Source organism: Methanobrevibacter sp. UBA188 (genome assembly GCF_905234905.1).
Taxonomy (GTDB): Archaea; Methanobacteriota; Methanobacteria; order Methanobacteriales; family Methanobacteriaceae; genus Methanocatella.
In genome coordinates this window covers 21,107-34,177 of the sequence record NZ_CAJOJM010000024.1, presented here as the reverse complement: position 1 = coordinate 34,177, position 13,071 = coordinate 21,107, and the positions used below count along the sequence as shown (strand labels likewise).

Annotated in this window: 16 protein-coding genes; 9 read left to right on the top strand and 7 right to left on the bottom strand. The window is 33.7% G+C overall.

Going from position 1 to position 13,071, the window contains the following annotated elements:
- Positions 1 to 187: 187 nt before the first annotated feature.
- The 5 genes from comA to hdrA are packed head-to-tail and all read left to right on the top strand — an operon-like array spanning position 188 to position 6,123.
- Positions 188 to 961 (top strand): phosphosulfolactate synthase, encoded by a 774-nt coding sequence (gene comA / locus QZ143_RS06310; protein ID WP_292882323.1) that lies wholly within the window; start codon positions 188 to 190, stop codon positions 959 to 961.
- Positions 962 to 1,016: 55 nt separating this feature from the next.
- On the top strand, positions 1,017 to 2,267 hold the full coding sequence (locus tag QZ143_RS06305) for a methanogenesis marker 16 metalloprotein (protein WP_292882320.1): 1,251 nt from the start codon (positions 1,017 to 1,019) through the stop codon (positions 2,265 to 2,267).
- Positions 2,268 to 2,279: 12 nt separating this feature from the next.
- Positions 2,280 to 2,882, top strand: coding sequence for a ferredoxin:CoB-CoM heterodisulfide reductase subunit HdrC (hdrC, locus tag QZ143_RS06300; protein WP_292882317.1), 603 nt, complete (start codon positions 2,280 to 2,282; stop codon positions 2,880 to 2,882).
- The gene (gene hdrB, locus QZ143_RS06295) at positions 2,879 to 3,820 is read left to right on the top strand and encodes a ferredoxin:CoB-CoM heterodisulfide reductase subunit HdrB (protein WP_292882311.1); all 942 of its coding nucleotides are present in this window, start codon (positions 2,879 to 2,881) and stop codon (positions 3,818 to 3,820) included. Before hdrC ends, hdrB begins: the two co-directional genes overlap by 4 nt.
- The gene (gene hdrA / locus QZ143_RS06290; RefSeq protein ID WP_292605793.1) at positions 3,817 to 6,123 is read left to right on the top strand and encodes a ferredoxin:CoB-CoM heterodisulfide reductase subunit HdrA; all 2,307 of its coding nucleotides are present in this window, start codon (positions 3,817 to 3,819) and stop codon (positions 6,121 to 6,123) included. Before hdrB ends, hdrA begins: the two co-directional genes overlap by 4 nt.
- 43 nt (positions 6,124 to 6,166) lie before the next feature.
- On the opposite strand, the gene QZ143_RS06285 is transcribed toward hdrA, so the two are convergent.
- From QZ143_RS06285 to comD, 4 genes are all read right to left on the bottom strand, one after another.
- Complete coding sequence (locus QZ143_RS06285; protein WP_292882308.1) at positions 6,167 to 7,462, bottom strand: dicarboxylate/amino acid:cation symporter; 1,296 nt, start codon at positions 7,460 to 7,462, stop codon at positions 6,167 to 6,169.
- Positions 7,463 to 7,624: 162 nt separating this feature from the next.
- Positions 7,625 to 7,888 carry a winged helix-turn-helix domain-containing protein gene (locus QZ143_RS06280; RefSeq protein ID WP_292605796.1) on the bottom strand — a complete coding sequence of 88 codons (264 nt, stop codon included), beginning with the start codon at positions 7,886 to 7,888 and terminating at the stop codon, positions 7,625 to 7,627.
- 88 nt (positions 7,889 to 7,976) lie between these two features.
- The gene (gene comE, locus QZ143_RS06275; protein WP_292882304.1) at positions 7,977 to 8,516 is read right to left on the bottom strand and encodes a sulfopyruvate decarboxylase subunit beta; all 540 of its coding nucleotides are present in this window, start codon (positions 8,514 to 8,516) and stop codon (positions 7,977 to 7,979) included.
- 4 nt (positions 8,517 to 8,520) lie between these two features.
- Positions 8,521 to 9,012 (bottom strand): sulfopyruvate decarboxylase subunit alpha, encoded by a 492-nt coding sequence (gene comD, locus QZ143_RS06270; protein ID WP_292605800.1) that lies wholly within the window; start codon positions 9,010 to 9,012, stop codon positions 8,521 to 8,523.
- A gap of 201 nt (positions 9,013 to 9,213) precedes the next feature.
- On the opposite strand from comD, the gene cofH reads away from it, so the two are divergent.
- Together cofH and QZ143_RS06260 are read left to right on the top strand one after the other, a co-directional pair.
- Positions 9,214 to 10,332 carry a 5-amino-6-(D-ribitylamino)uracil--L-tyrosine 4-hydroxyphenyl transferase CofH gene (gene cofH / locus QZ143_RS06265; RefSeq protein WP_292607230.1) on the top strand — a complete coding sequence of 373 codons (1,119 nt, stop codon included), beginning with the start codon at positions 9,214 to 9,216 and terminating at the stop codon, positions 10,330 to 10,332.
- Positions 10,333 to 10,358: 26 nt separating this feature from the next.
- Complete coding sequence (locus QZ143_RS06260) at positions 10,359 to 10,934, top strand: thymidylate kinase (RefSeq protein WP_292607232.1); 576 nt, start codon at positions 10,359 to 10,361, stop codon at positions 10,932 to 10,934.
- A 7-nt stretch (positions 10,935 to 10,941) separates the two neighbouring features.
- On the opposite strand, the gene QZ143_RS06255 is transcribed toward QZ143_RS06260, so the two are convergent.
- The 3 genes from QZ143_RS06255 to QZ143_RS06245 form a co-directional block, all read right to left on the bottom strand.
- A complete protein-coding gene (locus QZ143_RS06255) occupies positions 10,942 to 11,199 on the bottom strand; it encodes a hypothetical protein (protein ID WP_292882300.1) in 258 nt (85 codons plus the stop codon).
- Positions 11,200 to 11,201: 2 nt separating this feature from the next.
- On the bottom strand, positions 11,202 to 12,179 hold the full coding sequence (gene priS / locus QZ143_RS06250; protein WP_292607238.1) for a DNA primase catalytic subunit PriS: 978 nt from the start codon (positions 12,177 to 12,179) through the stop codon (positions 11,202 to 11,204).
- A gap of 90 nt (positions 12,180 to 12,269) precedes the next feature.
- Positions 12,270 to 12,392, bottom strand: coding sequence for a hypothetical protein (locus QZ143_RS06245; protein WP_292607241.1), 123 nt, complete (start codon positions 12,390 to 12,392; stop codon positions 12,270 to 12,272).
- Between the two features lie 166 nt (positions 12,393 to 12,558).
- On the opposite strand from QZ143_RS06245, the gene QZ143_RS06240 reads away from it, so the two are divergent.
- Together QZ143_RS06240 and QZ143_RS06235 are read left to right on the top strand one after the other, a co-directional pair.
- Positions 12,559 to 12,885, top strand: a complete 327-nt coding sequence (locus tag QZ143_RS06240; RefSeq protein ID WP_292607244.1) for a hypothetical protein — start codon at positions 12,559 to 12,561, stop codon at positions 12,883 to 12,885.
- A gap of 9 nt (positions 12,886 to 12,894) precedes the next feature.
- On the top strand, positions 12,895 to 13,032 hold the full coding sequence (locus QZ143_RS06235; protein WP_292607247.1) for a hypothetical protein: 138 nt from the start codon (positions 12,895 to 12,897) through the stop codon (positions 13,030 to 13,032).
- Positions 13,033 to 13,071 lie beyond the last annotated feature (39 nt).

Here is a 13,071-nt window from a genome sequence, read left to right as displayed (position 1 = left end):
TGGTTCAACGGGGATAGCCTGATAAAATACTTAAATTAACCATTATTAAGTGAAAATAATTCAGGAATCCCCATCCTCTATAGGATGGGGTGGTTCAATTACTTTTAAACAAAAAAACTTAAAAACATTTATATATAATATTTAATTATTATTATATGTAAAAATCAATTATAACTATTGTGATATTGTGAAATCATTTGAATTTTTATCTATTGAACGTGAAGAAAAACCAAGAAATTGTGGAATAACAATGGTTCTTGACAAAGGTTTGGGACTTGAAACAGCAGAAAGCCTAATGAATATTTCAGGAGAATATGTTGATTATCTCAAATTTGGATGGGGAACTTCCATTGTTCATGAACGGGATATTATCAAAGCAAAAGTGGAAATGTACAAAAATCATCAAATAACTCCTTATACTGGAGGAACATTATTTGAACTCGCTTACAGGTCAAAAAAATTGGAGGATTTTTTTGCTGAAGCACATGATTTGGGTTTTCCTGCCATTGAAGTATCTGACGGGTCTGTAGACATTCCACATGAAGAAAAATTGGAATGCATAGAACTTGCAAAAAGCAATGGATTTGAAGTGTTGTCTGAAGTGGGTAAAAAAGACCCTAACCTGGATAAGGAACTAACCCTTGATGAAAGGGTTCAGTATATGCAGGAGGAATTGGATTCAGGATCTTCTTTGATTATTGTAGAAGCAAGGGAAGGCGGAAAAAATATTGGAATATTTGATAAATCAGGTAATGCAAAAGAGGATGAAATCGATTATATACTTGATAACTTTGACGGAAATAAAATATTATGGGAAGCTCCAAATAAAGACCAACAGGTATTTTTCATATTGAAACTTGGAAATACTGTTAATCTGGGAAATGTATCAAGTGATGATATAACTTCCCTTGAAACCTTAAGACGGGGTCTTAGGGGAGACACAGTAGGTAAAATTGATTAATTGAAATAAATTCTGGCACAGTTTTATTTTAAAAAACCTATAGAAGGTAGATAAATTGACAAACAGGACTATTAGTCAAATAAATGAAAAAATTGAGAATGGTGAAGCAAATATCTACACAGCAGAAGAGTTTAAAAAACTCATAAAAAATGATGAAGCACCAAGTTACGATGATGTTGATGTAGTTACATGCGGAACCTGCGGGGTAATGAGCGGAACAGCGGCAATACTTAATTTTATAATTTCAGAACCTGGTGAATTTATAAGGGCAAATGAAGTTTATTTAAATGGTGTTCCAGCTTATGCCGGACCGTGTCCCAATGAATGGTTAGGATCAGTTGATGTGATACTTCATGGTACTGCACATTCAATCCATGACGAAAACTATGGTGGGGGATTCCTATTAAAGGATTTGCTTGAAGGAAAATCAATTGATGTAAGAGTAGAAAGTGCAGAAGGTAAAACAATAGAAAATACAATAACTATTGATGATATTACTCGTGGACAAATTATCGGTGCCCGCATGGCATTTAAAAACTATACTGCATTTACAAATCCAAACAAGGATTCAGTAAAATCAATATTTGCCGCAACACCTCTTGAAGGGAACTGTTCCGGATTAACATTTTCCGGATGCGGAGATTTAAATCCTCTTCAAAATGACATTCCTCACAATGTGATAATGGAAGGTTGTAAGGTTTTAATAAATGGTGCCCAAGGTTATATTCTAGGAGATGGAACACGTTCAAGTCCTGAAAAACCAAATTTAATGCTTTCAGCTGATTTATGCAAAATGGATCCATATTATTTGGGTGGTTTCAAGACAGGTCAGGGTGGAGAGATATATGATACCGTCGCAATACCAATACCTGTTTTAAACAAGGAAATCTATCAAAACTTATTGATAACTGACGATAAAATTGATTTGCCTGTTGCAGACATTAAGGGACGTCACTTGCCATTGGATAATACAAATTATGCTGCAATGTGGGATGGGAATGATTTGAGACCTCAATATGACAGTGATAAATGTTGTGATTGTGACAGGTGTAGTGTGGAAAATGTCTGTCCTACAAATGCATTCAAAAACAGGAAATTTAACATCGCGCATTGTTTCGGATGTGGAATGTGTGCCAATTTCTGTAATAATGGTGCATTTAACATGAAAACTGGGGATGTTGATTTGGAGATAAATGGCAGTAAAGTAAACATTCCTATTATATGCAGACAATCAGACAGGTTGCGTGGAAATAAATTATCATTAAAATTAAAGAAAATGATTGAAAATAAAGAGTTTAAATTATAAGTGGGTGTTTATATGACTTCTCAGCAAAAGATTACAGACTCACCAATAGATTTTGCAGAAGACATTATTCATGATGTTAAAAATTCAAAGGATGATGGTGTTTTAAAATGTGTGCAATGTGGGATGTGCACTTCAACATGTCCTGCTGCACGTCACTCTGATTATAATCCTCGTGATATAATTGAAAAGGTGTTGGAAGGCGATATCACAATCCTTGAAGATGAAAACATCTGGAATTGTTTTTACTGCTATACATGTCATAGCGTATGCCCTGTCGGAAACAGCGTATGTGAAGTTAACCAGATTCTCAAACAGTTTGCAATGGCTAATGGAATAGCTTATGACAAGCTTTATGAATATTTGGGATTTGCAGATAGCTATTTTACAGCAGCAATCGGTGCAATACCTGAAATATTTTTCGAAGATATTGACCGTGATGTTCCGGGATGGTGGGACTTTAGACAAAACTTGGATGAGATTAGAGAAGAATTGGAATTGGACCCTCCATTAATGCCATCAGATGAAGTGATTGATGAGGTAAGTAAAATATTAACAATAACTGGCTTTAAGGATAAAATTGAAAAAATAAGGAAATCTCAGGAGGCAGATTTATGAAAAACATTCCTGATAAAGATATACTTTTATTTAGAAGCTGTTTGGTCAGCGTTGAATATCCTGGTGTGGAGGCTTCTACAAAATTTGTATTTGACAAATTGGGAATTGATTACGCGATTTCCGAAAAGCAAACATGCTGTACAGGTCTTGGACATTATTCTGATGTTTTCTCACAGATTGACACAACAGCCATCGGGGCTCGAAACTTTAAAATTGCCCGTGAAATTGGAAGGCCTAATCTTGTAATGATGTGCGCTACATGTTATGCAATCAATAAAAAATCAGTTAAATTGCTCAATAAGAAGGATGATTTGAGGAATGAAATTAACGAACTGTTTGAAGAAAACGGATTGTCTCATTTAAAGTATGAAAAGGACGATTTAAAACCAACAGAAAATATTTTTCATGTAGTGGATATTCTGTATGGTAAGAAAGACAAGATTAAAGAAAATATTAAATTTGATTTAAGTGATTATACAATAGCAACTCATCATGGATGCCATTATTGCAAAGTCCACTATGAGGATACGATAGGTGGCGTTAGAGATCCTAATATCATGGATGAGTTAATCGAAGAGTGTGGCTGTAAAACCATTGGTTGGTATGACCACAAAAGGGCAACATGTGGAACAGGATTCAGACAAAGGTATTCCAATCCTGATTTATCATTTACAGCTACTGCCGATAAGATGAATGCTATTGAAGATGAAGATGTTGATATATTGGTGCACTTATGTCCAAATTGTCATATTCAATTTGACAGATACCAGCATTTGATTTCTGAAAGAGAAGGAAGAAATTTCAGAGCAATCCATTTAAATATTGCTCAATTTTTGGCATTGGCAATGGGAGGAGATTTTGATAAAGTAATTGGTGTAAAAGCCCATACCGTTCCAATAGATTCAGTAATTAAAGATTTAAAGGAGGTTTCTAAATGAGGGATGATTTGAAAGTTGGCGTGTTTTTATGTGAATGTGGAGGAAATATCTCTGATATCATTGATTTGGACGAAGTTAAGGATTCATTGGATGTTGAGTTTATAGGACAATTTGAAAACTTATGTTCCCTTAATGGACGTAAGATAATCCGTGATGCAATATTTGACCATGATTTGGATAGAGTTGTTGTTGCGGCATGTTCTCCAATAAGTCATGAAAAAACTTTCCAGGATTATGTAAAACCTCTAAATCCTTATTTGATGGATATGGCCAATATTCGTGAGCAATGCTCATGGGTTCACGACAATAATGAAAAGGCGACACATAAAGCCATTACACTAATTAACGCTTCCATAGAAAAAGTAAAGCAATCAGATGCAGTTGACCCTATTTACTGTCAAACACCAAAAGAAGTTGCAGTGATTGGTGGAGGAATAGCTGGAATGAATGCTGCACTGTCTTTGGCAAAACAGGGAACAAAAGTAACAATCATCGAACAGTCACCTTCTATTGGGGGGCACATGGCAAAAATCGGTAAGGTCTTCTCTCCTGTTAAAATTGCTGAAGAATGTGGAATGTGTCTTTTAAATCCAATTCTAAATGAGCTTGTTTGGAATGAAAATATTAATGTATTGACCAATGCAAAAGTAATTGAGGCTGAAAGACGGGCAGGAACCTACAATTTAATTGTGGAACAGTCTCCTAGGTATGTTGACCCTGAAAGATGTATTGCATGCGGTAAATGTGCAGAAGTATGTGAAGTGGAAGTTCCAAATGACTGGAATGATAATTTATCAATGAGAAAAGCAATTTACAGACCATTTGGACAATCATATCCTGAAAGCTATGTAATTGACATGGATAACTGTTCAAAATGTGGGGATTGCTTTAGAACATGTAATATGAAAGCTATTAAACTCAGGGGCAAACCTGAAAAATCCTTGCTTCAAGTTGGTTCAGTCATTGTCGCAACAGGCCATAAACTGTTTGATATGGAGAAAAGGCCTGAATACGGATACACAAGATATGATGATGTTATTACACAGTCAGAACTAGGACGTATCACTGGAGTAAATGGACCTACAAAAGGAAAACTTATAAAATCCAATGGAGAAGTCCCTAAAAGAGTTGTTATGATTCAATGTGTAGGTTCAAGAGATGAAAAGCCTGATGGACATAGGTATTGTTCTAAAATATGCTGTACTGTAGCTTTAAAAAATGCAAACATTATCAAGCATAAATATCCTGATACTGATGTCCTGATATGTTATACTGATGTTAGAACTCCTGGAATGTTTGAAAAATACTACAAACACACTCAAGAAAATGAGGTCAGATTCCTTAGAGGTCGACCGGGTGAAGTTGTCAAGAAAGGAGATAATTTCATTGTCAGAACTGAAGACACTATTAAAGGCGAATTTGTAGAGATTGAAGCTGACATGGTAGTATTGTCTACTGCAATGGAGCCGTCCCAGGGTACTCGAGAAATCGCAGAGATATTAAACATTGGAACAACAGAAGATGGATTTATTAAGGAATCACATCCAAAAATCAAGCCTGTGGCTACTGATGTACAGGGAATATTCGTCTGTGGTACTGCACAGGATCCAAAAGACATTACAGATTCAATCATGCAGGCAACTGCAGCTGCATCAAAGGTTTCAGAATATAATTATGGTGGAGTTGAAATCGAACCTTTCATTGCTGAAATCGATAATGAAAAATGTACTGTATGTGGTGAATGTATTTCCAGATGTAAGTATAAGTCCATGAGTATACAGGATGATGAAATATATATTGACCCAATGAGCTGTACAGGATGTGGAAAATGTCTTGTAGATTGTAAACAAAGAGCTATTACAGTAAATGGTAATATTGATGAGAAGATATTGGCTACAATAAATGGGGTGTTGTCTAAAAAACGTGAAGGCGAACGCATGATACTTGTATTTTTAGATAATATAGGATACACTGCTGCAGATAATATTGGAGTTAATAGATTGTCTTATCCTGAATCGATACATATTATTAAAGTCATTTCGGTAAACCGTGTAAGACCAAGACATATTAGGCATGCACTTGAAAACGGTGCAGATGGAATATTTATTGGTGAGTTTCCTGGAGATTTAATGTATGATGAAGTGGAACGTAAAATAGGTATGGTTAAAGAATGTATTTCCGAAATGGGTCATAATCCAGAAAGAGTAACATTTTCAAAAGTTTATATTCCATACTTTACAGGACTTGCACGGAAATTAACGGACTTTGATAAAAAGATTGTTGAACTTAATGAAGCAGAGTAAATGCTCTGCATGATATTTTTTAAAAAAATAAGATATTTCGGCTTTAATTGCCGAAATAATCAATTTCTTCTTTTTTTATTTCTTTTTTACCATTAAACACATCTAAATCAAGTGCTTTGCTTCTAAATGAAACAATAAGGGTACATATCGCATCACCAGTAACGTTTACTGCAGTTCTGAACATGTCGAGAAGGTGGTCAATTCCCATAATGATACCGATTGCATCAACAGGCAAACCAACAGAATTAAATACCATATTCAACGTTATCAATCCAACAGAAGGAACTCCTGCTGTACCAACAGAAGCCATCACTGCTGTAAAGACTACTGTAATGAGAGCTGATGTTCCCAGGTCAATTCCATAAGCCTGAGCTGCAAACATTACTGCACAACCTTGCATGATTGCGGTTCCATCCATATTGATTGTTGCACCTAAAGGGATTGTGAATGATGAAACGTCACGTGAAACACCCATTTCGCTGAGTTTTTCCATATTCAGTGGAATTGTAGCATTTGATGTTGATGATGAAAATGCAAAAAACATAACTGAAATGAATCGTTTAAAGAATTTTATTGGATTTAGCCGTGTTAATATAACCATTATTGATGGATACACGATAAATGCCTGTATTGCTAAACCTAAAAGTACACATCCAATGTATTTAAGTAAGGGCATCAGTCCTTCAAAACCGAGACCCGCAAAAGTTTTTGCCATTAAACAGAATACACCGATAGGTGCAAATTTCATAACAATGGAGGTCATTTCCATCATAATTGTATTTCCTTCCTCAAACAACTTGTTAACAGTTTTTGTTTCTTCTCTTAGTTTAGCCAATATTATACCAATAAGCACTCCAAAGATAATTACTGGTAACATATCTCCAGAGGCAAGAGAGTTGATTGGGTTATCTGGGATGATATTTATAACAGTGTCTGCCATGGATTGTGCAGTTGTGAGATTTGCTTGTGCAAGGCCGGCCATGTTTAAGCCTTCACCCGGTTTAATGATTCCTGCTATTAGAAGGGCAATTGTAATTGCTAATGCTGTAGTTAAAAGGTAGATAAGAATTGTGGTTCCACCAATTTTACCGATTTTCCTAATATCTGATATTGAAGCTACTCCAACAACTATTGAACAGAACACAAGTGGCACTACTAACATTTTCATTAATTTAATAAATACTGTACCACCTATATAGAAAACATTATCTATAAGTACTATATCTTTGATAAAAGGGTCTTTGACCCAAAAATTCAATATTAATCCTACGATAAATCCTAAAATCATTCCGATTAATATCCAATTTCCAAGACTTATCTTTTTGAATTTATCTAACATTTTACACTCCAAATTTTTTTTTATCACTTACTTATTTGTTGTTCATGTTTAAAAAAATTTAGTTGTATTCATGTTGATTATCATTATTTCCAATAATTCTTTATAATTATTGCCTAAATTTTGTTTATTAAAAAAAGTGTTAGTTTTGGTGATGATTATTGATTATTTGATATTTTCAAGTACTTCTAATCCAAGTTCAGTACATTTATACAATCTTCCTTTTCTTACTTCTTCATTAACACATATTACTAATTCTTGCTTTTTTAAATCAGATAATGCTGCAGATACCTGACTAGTATTAATATTAATATCACGAGCGATTTCCGATGGCATTTTAATGTCATTACCAATGGATTTCAATGTGTTTGTTCTGTAGGGTGATATTTTCACATATCCCAGAAGTTCGTATAATTTGATTTCCTGCATGATTATATTTTTAATATAATGATAAGAAATCTTTATATATCAATTATGTATGTTTAAATCGATTTAAACACATGTTACTAATATGATGTTATTTAATTGCATTCATGAACCTGTCTTTAATTTCAATTGGAGTCAAGTCAATAATTGGAGCTTTTGAATTTCCTGCTTCAGTATTGTATACGATAAAACTAGCATCCTCACTTTTAATTATTTCAGCCAAATCAATGTCTTCAAAGTTAAAGCTATTTTTAAATCCAACGCTTTTTGCAATTTCACATAAGTCAATTACCTGAGCATAGGTGTCTTGATTTCCGGTTGATCCGTATGCACCGTTATCTATTACAATCCAAGTTAGATTTTTCGGATTATTGGCAAATATGGTTACAAGTGAACCCATATTCATCAAAAGTGATCCGTCACCATCAATGACAACAACGTCTTTGTCTGGGCGAGATAATGCAAGACCTAAACCTATAGATGATGCAAGGCCCATTGAACCAATCATATAAAAGTTTTCATCCCTATCGTCAATGTCATATAATTCTCTGGACGGAAATCCTATGTTGCAAACAACAATTTCATCATCAATATTTTTCATTATGTCAATAATAGCTTCTCTTCTTGCCATATTATCACCAATAACTAATTTCTAAAAGTATTGAAACTGGTTTTCCTTCTTCAGTTGACAAATCCCATGAATCAAATATTGCTTCATAAGCAGCTTCAGGATTTCCAGGTTTGAAAAATTTAAAGTTCATAGCCTCTAAAATTAGGGGTGTAGATTCTCCCATAGGGACCTGTCCGCAAATGTTTTCTCCTTCAGTCCCTCTATGGCTCATAATCATGATTAATGGAAATTCATATAGTTGTGTTAAGGACTTTAAAGCATTTATGGAGTTTCCAAGTCCTGAATTCTGCATTAATATTGCAGTTTTCCTACCTCCAAGGTAAGCTCCAGCACATATTCCTATTCCTTCTTCCTCACGGGTTACGGGGATATGAATTATTTCATCATCCTCATCAATCATATTAAGTAATTTTGATAAGTTGACGCATGGAACACTGACAATAAAGTCAATTCCAGCATCTTTGATACCATTAAAAATAGCTTCACTACTGTCCATTGTATCACATCTTATAATATTATTACAGTTATATAATTCATTATTTAAATAGGTATTTTTTTGTCAAATCCATATTTTTTCATTATTTTTGAATTTTTATTAATAAAAATTCATGTTCTTAATTTAAATTAATGTACAATTTATTACATTAAATTTAATTAATAGAAAACTTTTTATTTAATTTAATGGTAATATATTATCATGTTTGATAAACTCCCAGTATCTTCCAAAACTGAAGAGATTTTAACAAAATCTCTGGACGAACAGATTACCGTAGAAGAAGCAAATCATTTAATGAATGTTCAAGGACATGATTTATATCCGTTGCTTGCAACAGCAGACTATGTAAGGCATGAACTAGTTGGGGACAACGTAACATTCATTAATAATTGTAATATTAATTTCACTAATATATGTACTGTTAGATGTGGTTTTTGTGCATTTGGAAAGGATGCCGAAGATCCTGATGCTTACATATTATCTGATGAAGAAATTTTAGCCAAGGCAGAAGGTGCAGTAGCTGATGGTGCTCGGGAATTTACTTTGATGGGTGGAGTACATCCTGATGCAGATATAGACTATTATGAACATTTACTTACATTATTGAAAGACAATTATCCTAAAGTGTCAATTCATGGATTTTCACCAACAATGGTTAGAGATGCATGTTTGGTGTCTGGAATAAGTGTCGCTGAAGGTTTTGAGCGATTAAAAGATGCAGGTCTTGATACATTGCCGGGAACTGCTGCTGAAATTTTGACTGATAGGTCAAGAGAAATCATATGTCCTGAAAAGGTAACTGTGGCTGAATGGGTCGATATTGTGAAAACATCTCATGAAGTGGGGATACCAGGCTCATCCACAATTATGTATGGTCATGTTGAAACTTTGGAGGAACGGGTGGAACATATTGATGTTATCCGTAAGTTACAGGAAGAAACCCATGGTTTTACAGAATTTATTCCAATGACTTTTATGCATGAGTATTCTCCAATCTTTTTGGAAGGACAATCAAATCTTGGAGCTACTGGAACACAAGATTTGAAGTTATATGCTGTTTCAAGGTTAATGCTTAGAGATTTGATTCCTAATCTACAGGTATCCTGGGTAAAAATGGGATTCAGATTTGCACAGGTTGTATTGACTGCAGGCGCAAATGATTTAGGTGGAACATTAGGTGGTGATGAATTATCTGAAGCATCAGGAGCCCCAGATGGTGTTAATGCTTCAATTGAAACTTTAAGTAGGATGGTTGAAGATTTAGGAAGAAATCCTATTGAAAGAAATTCAATATACACTGAATTTTACCCAATTGATTAGCAGATGTAATAAGTGAAAGTGGTTATATGAAAAAATTTATTGTTATTGACGGACTTGATGGGTGTGGAAAAGACACCCAGGTTAATTTACTTGCGGAAGTATATAAAAATCAGGGTCGTGATGTCACTATACGTTCTCATCCATGCAGTGACAATAAATTTGGCAGAAAGTCAAAACAGGCACTTCTAAAAACAGGTAAGATAAATCATTTGAAGGCCACAATATATTTTGGTTTGGATGCTGTTAGGTCAGTTCATATGTTTTATTACAATAAGGATACTGATGTTTTAATTTTTTCAAGATATACTATGGCCGTTGCATATCTTCCAAATGTTATTAATGTAATCGTTTATAAGATTGTTTCCATTATTCTTCCAAAATCAGATTGCATGTTTTTCTTGGATGTAACTCCTGAAGAATCCTTAAGACGCATTAAATCTCGTAATGAAGAAGAAGAAATGTTTGAAAACATTGACGCTTTAAGAGAGGCAAGGTCAAAGACAGGTAAAGTAACTTATGAGTGGAATGTGATTCCTGCAGACGACCCAGCAGATATAGTAAGCAGCAAAATTGTTGCAAAATGTTTGGAATCTGAAAATTAATCTTTTCTCACAATACCTGTTTGATTCCTTCATCTGTTATAATCATCAATGAATTGAGATTTTCCAAAACAACTGAAACGATTGGATGGGTTTGAATATCCTTGTGCATGAATATTATCTCTTTTTCAACAATATCAATCCAGTTGACATGATACACGACTACACCATTAACGACCAATCCCAAATATTGTGGAATGAATCTGTTTTTGTTAATTTCTTCAAAATATTGATTTTTCCTTAAAATTTCCCTTAATGTTTCATCCATTTTTAAACACCTTTTCTTTCATAAACAAATTTCGGAACAGCTTTTGAGAAAGGATCAAATGTCTCTCTGTTTTTGACTTCCATACATTTCATGCTGACTTTGGAGTGAAGTGATGATGGAAGCCTTAAGATTCTTTTTAAATCAATGGATACTTTAGCATCAATAGTAGCTAAATTAACACGAGCCATAGCTTCAACCAAATTTTTATATCTTCTAGGACCAATATCTCTTTTAAAATATCCCCAATCGTCATTTTCTAGGTGATGTCTTGATGCAATGATATCTTTCATAAGCTTTGGATTGATTCCATCCAATTTTTCATTACCGACCAAATGTTGAATATTGAATTTGACCTTGTCGGTAAATATTTTTGAATATCCGACCGGTATTGAGAAATGCTCAAAATTAAAACTTTGATTTGAGATTTCAGGGTTTACGAATTGAGATTTTGGAACTTCAGCGCCTGCAGCATATTTTAAAACTTCTGATCTGAGTTCACTTCCTGCAGTCATCATCTCTTCATCCAAAATCCTGATGTGATATCCTCTTCCGGAGTAAATTAGATGGATGTCTTTAAGACCCAAATCCGTTTGTAATGTGTCAATCAATGTATTCACGATTTCTAAAGCTTCTCCTAAACATATTTCACAAACGCTGTCACATTGACATGATCTTATTGGAATGTCTTTTGCATCTACATCAAAAATATACTCTGCTTTTAGCCAGTCTTCCCTTCTTCTGGGATTGTTATAGAATGCTACTGAGATATATGCAGCAAATGGTGCCTTATATCTTAAAAATTTCCTTAAAGACTCTTTTCCTTTAAAAACCTTATATCTGTCATTCGGACCTGTGCCGTTATGGTCAAAACCGAATTCCCTTTTTTTTATGTCGGTGGATATGAATTCAGGCAGGTCATTTTCGGACCATTCCTCACGGTAGTATTGTCTTCGCTCTTTAAGTGTAGCTTTAGAAAACATGATTAATAGTTACTTTTTTAAAGTATATATTATTTCTTGAAGTGTGATTTTTCACAATAATGTAGTGGTGTTGAAAATTAAAAAAAGGAATTATTTGTTTTTACAGCATCCAAAAAAGAAGTTTCTTACTTTTTTGGTTTTGGACTTCTTTTCAGCTTCAATTTTTTTGTCTCTTTCGTGCATTTTTCTTCTTGCTTCAGCCATATTATCCATAATTTTCACCTCCCAAAAATTTAGTCATACCTAAATTATATTTTATTTTTTTTTTCATTTATAAATGTATCATATTTTTTTTAATTAAATATTGTCCTTTAAATTTAAATAAAATACTTTAACTGATTTAAATATGTTTAAAGCATATCTTTAATTGGTGATGGCATTGTCAAGAACAAATTATGTATTCAAAAGTACTGATGATGTGAAAAATGAGGTATTAATTAAAAAAATACTTAATAATGATGAATTTGAACAAATTGATGATAATGGTGAGAGTATATATCTTAATACTCGCTTTGATGCTCATGCTTGCATTAAATATGAATTTTCCGGTGATGGGATTAAAATTGAAGGATGGGTAAAAACATTTCCTTTAGCACCAATCAACAGAAAAAAATTCAAAGAGCAGGAATTGAAGGGATTCTCAGCGGGTGCTCCTAAAAAATTATGCAGAAAAACTATTGAACGCATTGAAAAAAGCATTGTTTAGGTGAAAAATATGAATGGTATTGCAGCTTTGTTAATTGGTGGAATTGTGGCATATATAGTAAAGGGATTTTTGGGAGATAGTGGTTTGGCCACTATTATTAGTATAATCATTGGATTTGTTGTTATGGGCTTTGTTGCTACAATATAATCCATTTTTTTCTTTTTTTTGATTATCTTTATTAAATAG

Excerpts from the sequence above, each read along its gene's own strand:
- hdrC (WP_292882317.1), top strand. The coding sequence starts at position 2,280 with ATGACTTCTCAGCAAAAGATTACAGACTCACCAATAGATTTTGCAGAA.
- QZ143_RS06245 (WP_292607241.1), bottom strand. The coding sequence starts at position 12,392 with ATGGATAATATGGCTGAAGCAAGAAGAAAAATGCACGAAAGAGACAAA.
- hdrA (WP_292605793.1), top strand. The coding sequence starts at position 3,817 with ATGAGGGATGATTTGAAAGTTGGCGTGTTTTTATGTGAATGTGGAGGA.
- priS (WP_292607238.1), bottom strand. The coding sequence starts at position 12,179 with ATGTTTTCTAAAGCTACACTTAAAGAGCGAAGACAATACTACCGTGAG.
- QZ143_RS06255 (WP_292882300.1), bottom strand. The coding sequence starts at position 11,199 with ATGGATGAAACATTAAGGGAAATTTTAAGGAAAAATCAATATTTTGAA.
- QZ143_RS06285 (WP_292882308.1), bottom strand. The coding sequence starts at position 7,462 with ATGTTAGATAAATTCAAAAAGATAAGTCTTGGAAATTGGATATTAATC.
- comD (WP_292605800.1), bottom strand. The coding sequence starts at position 9,012 with ATGGACAGTAGTGAAGCTATTTTTAATGGTATCAAAGATGCTGGAATT.
- QZ143_RS06280 (WP_292605796.1), bottom strand. The coding sequence starts at position 7,888 with ATGCAGGAAATCAAATTATACGAACTTCTGGGATATGTGAAAATATCA.
- QZ143_RS06260 (WP_292607232.1), top strand. The coding sequence starts at position 10,359 with ATGAAAAAATTTATTGTTATTGACGGACTTGATGGGTGTGGAAAAGAC.
- cofH (WP_292607230.1), top strand. The coding sequence starts at position 9,214 with ATGTTTGATAAACTCCCAGTATCTTCCAAAACTGAAGAGATTTTAACA.
- hdrB (WP_292882311.1), top strand. The coding sequence starts at position 2,879 with ATGAAAAACATTCCTGATAAAGATATACTTTTATTTAGAAGCTGTTTG.
- QZ143_RS06235 (WP_292607247.1), top strand. The coding sequence starts at position 12,895 with ATGAATGGTATTGCAGCTTTGTTAATTGGTGGAATTGTGGCATATATA.
- comE (WP_292882304.1), bottom strand. The coding sequence starts at position 8,516 with ATGGCAAGAAGAGAAGCTATTATTGACATAATGAAAAATATTGATGAT.